Origin of the sequence: Pseudoalteromonas sp. HM-SA03 (genome assembly GCF_002289345.1) — a bacterium.
Lineage (GTDB): Bacteria > Pseudomonadota > Gammaproteobacteria > Enterobacterales > Alteromonadaceae > Pseudoalteromonas.
This window is the reverse complement of sequence record NZ_NSDG01000056.1, coordinates 44,301-47,163: the sequence shown is the minus strand read 5'-3', so window position 1 is coordinate 47,163 and position 2,863 is coordinate 44,301. Positions and strand designations below refer to the sequence as shown.

Genomic DNA, 2,863 nt, shown 5'->3' with positions numbered 1-2,863 from the left:
GCTTTCATGCCTGCTTTGAGAGGGTGCAATCCCTTCCCTCCCGGTAACTCATTCCCTTTTGGTGGTTCCAACTCATCGGCTTTGGCTTTGGTTGGTTTGTCGGTAACGCCTCGAATTGGTGATTGGCCTTGATATTCATCCAGTGCTTTATTAACTCGCTGTCCGATTTCTTGGGCGGCTTGTTGCATATGCTGGTCGATTTTGGGGGTGACGTCGTCTAGGCGTTTAACCGTGGCTTGCATGCCTTCGATGGCGGCGTCTGGAAGTAGTAGGTCGTAGTGCCAACTGGTAGACATGTCATCAAGTGAATCGCGCAGGCCTTTGACGATGTTTTTAACTTCCGTGGCGGATTGCTTTCCTAGGTCTTGCCAGTTGATGTCTCTTAGGTATTTAACTGGGTCGCCTTTGCCGAGCTTGCGTAAAACGGCAAGCGCAGCAGAGAGGGATTCTCCGGTATTTTTTAAGATAACCTTGCCCACGCCTTTGACTGCTGAGCCCACAACTGGCACTAAACCAATGCCGGTGAGGGTAAAGGCAAGCCAAGCGTCGGTGTCGTTGGCTTCATCATCGTCGGTCAAGTAACATGACATTGGCGATGATATCTCGTAAATCCATGACTTGGTCANATCGGTATCATGGAAATCAAGGTGCCTACCACGATTTGTGACGTAGAGGGGTTTTGATTAAAGTCGCCTTGCAGTGTGCCCCATAACCAGTCACCTGCTTGGGTTGCAATACCATTGGCTTCTATCAGTGGTGCGGTATTGCCGCTGCGTACCATTTCAACCGCTTGCGCTGGGGTGATTTGTCCATACAGTGGGTTTTTAGGGCGATTATCTTCTGGTAGGTAATCGCGTTTATCCTCACCATATTGCACGGTATATTGACCGGGCGGCGCATTCTCAACCTTTGCTTCACCGCTGCCTTATATCTATTAAAAATCAATTGGTTACGATTAGGAAAGATTGTTTTCAGGTTAAGACCATGCATGTCTTAATTTACTGAAAGCATTTATCGACTCCTAAAAAATATGCGCTAGCTATCCACGCGTAAATTTCACTATTTTAGTAATCACATTTAAATAGTCCATAATGTTATGAAGTCCTTGTTATTATATCTTTCAGATATCCATATAAAAATATCTACGAAGCTTTCGTCTGACCACGGGTCAACATCTAAGTCTTTCCATCTATTATACTTCTTTTCACAAACTAACAAGCCTTCGTAGTAAACTCTAAAAGAATAGCTATCCAAGCTAGGTTCGTGTTGAAGTTTTAGATTTTTATCTGATAGTTTATATAATGAATTATTGTTAAATAATATCGGACCTTCTTCTGATGCAAATACCCCCCAAAAATCTCCAGATAAGTTTATGTAACTAGCTTTTTTTTCGATATCTACGTTCAAAGCTTCATGCAAATACATTTCATCTAGAGGTCCTTTTTTGAGGTCGAATTTCAAAACTCTTCTAAATTCATCCCTATTTCTAATATAGATATTGTTCATTTTATTCATCCATAAGTGTTTTTATATAGCTATCGGGTTTACTCTCTAACCACTTATTAAACCCTGATAGTAACTTATTTACATCTGGGTTCGGTTTTGAAGAGCTCCAAATTATTTCTTTGTATGTTTTACCTCTTTCTATTAGCAAGTAAACACTAGGTCCTAAGGGATCGCCATACCGTCCCATATTTACCTCATAGATGTATTCTCGCAAAGCTTTTGGTGTAATATTTTTATATTCAGCGCCTAGCTCCCTTCTAGCTAAGTGAGCTTTGAATGCTAGAGCTTTTTCTGCATCTTCCAGTTTAGCAATATGATCAATGATATTTTCATTATAACTTCTCATCATCATCTCATATTCAGTTTTATACTGTGCAAGCGCTTCAACTTTTGATTCATACTCTATTCTAAGTGGGTGAACCTTAATGTCGTTGGATATCTTAAATATAAGATCTTGTTCAAACTCTCGACGTATAGTTAGGTTAAAATGGCTTAGTTTTTTAGTTGGTGAGGACGAAAATGTAGTGTCTAGTTTTCTAATCCGGTCTAGTTGTACTTTTTCAGTTGTACCCGAGCGAGTGTAATTTAAGCGCTTTAACTTGGTGGCTTGAGTGAGCTTTTCCAGTGCGCGGGTTGCTTTAACAAAGTAATTGGATTTTGCGATAGCAGAAACCACTGCACCACTACCAAAGGTGGCAAGGGCAAGCAGTATTTCAAACGACAAGCGCAGCAGAGAGCGATTCTCCGGTATTTTTTAAGATAACCTTACCCACGCCTTTGACTGCTGAGCCCACAACTGGCACTAAACCAATGCCCGTTAGGGTAAAGGCAAGCCAAGCGTCGGTGTCGTTGGCTTCATCATCGTCGGTTAGTAACATGACATTGGCGGTGATATCTCGTAAATCCATGACTTGGTCAATAATCGGTATCATGGAAATCGTAGGGCTGACTACTGTCAGTGAAGGTTAGCGGCTTAGCCCTGCAACACCCAAGTGTTTCAGCCTATCCTTTTTTAAAAATCATGCGCAGAAGTTTATCTGATTAAATCAACCGGAACATAAACACTATCTTCTAAGGATTCTCTTGGTATTTCTAGAACATTAGCGACTAAAGCTAATTCAAAGCACCAATAACTAATATAATAATCCGTGTACTCGAATTCGCATTCACTGTTATGATTATCATGCCAGTCCGCCAAGCCCTCTAACTTGTTGTACCAACTTTGTGCAAATTGCTTGAGTAAATCAGGCTTTTGTTCATTGGGTACTGTAAAAGCGAGTGAAAGGTTTTGATGAATTTCAGGGTAATAGAGTGTGGGCGAAATAGGTCTATCGTTATCACCAAGTGCAATGGCTAT

General features: G+C 41.2%; 4 protein-coding genes and 1 pseudogene. All 5 read right to left on the bottom strand.

Annotated elements, in window-relative coordinates; all coding sequences use genetic code 11:
• Positions 1 to 296: pseudogene (locus tag CKO50_RS25125) on the bottom strand (hypothetical protein); the annotation flags it as partial.
• Positions 297 to 1,077: 781 nt separating this feature from the next.
• Positions 1,078 to 1,506, bottom strand: a complete 429-nt coding sequence (locus tag CKO50_RS12015; RefSeq protein WP_095728339.1) for a hypothetical protein — start codon at positions 1,504 to 1,506, stop codon at positions 1,078 to 1,080.
• A 1-nt stretch (position 1,507) separates the two neighbouring features.
• The gene (locus CKO50_RS24635) at positions 1,508 to 2,230 is read right to left on the bottom strand and encodes a hypothetical protein (RefSeq protein ID WP_255229667.1); all 723 of its coding nucleotides are present in this window, start codon (positions 2,228 to 2,230) and stop codon (positions 1,508 to 1,510) included.
• Positions 2,220 to 2,438 (bottom strand): hypothetical protein, encoded by a 219-nt coding sequence (locus CKO50_RS12005; RefSeq protein WP_255229666.1) that lies wholly within the window; start codon positions 2,436 to 2,438, stop codon positions 2,220 to 2,222. The genes CKO50_RS24635 and CKO50_RS12005 overlap by 11 nt, the downstream gene beginning before the upstream one ends.
• 101 nt (positions 2,439 to 2,539) lie before the next feature.
• Positions 2,540 to 2,863, bottom strand: a 324-nt coding sequence (locus CKO50_RS24630; RefSeq protein WP_255229665.1) for a PoNe immunity protein domain-containing protein, incomplete at its 5' end; no start/stop codon positions are given.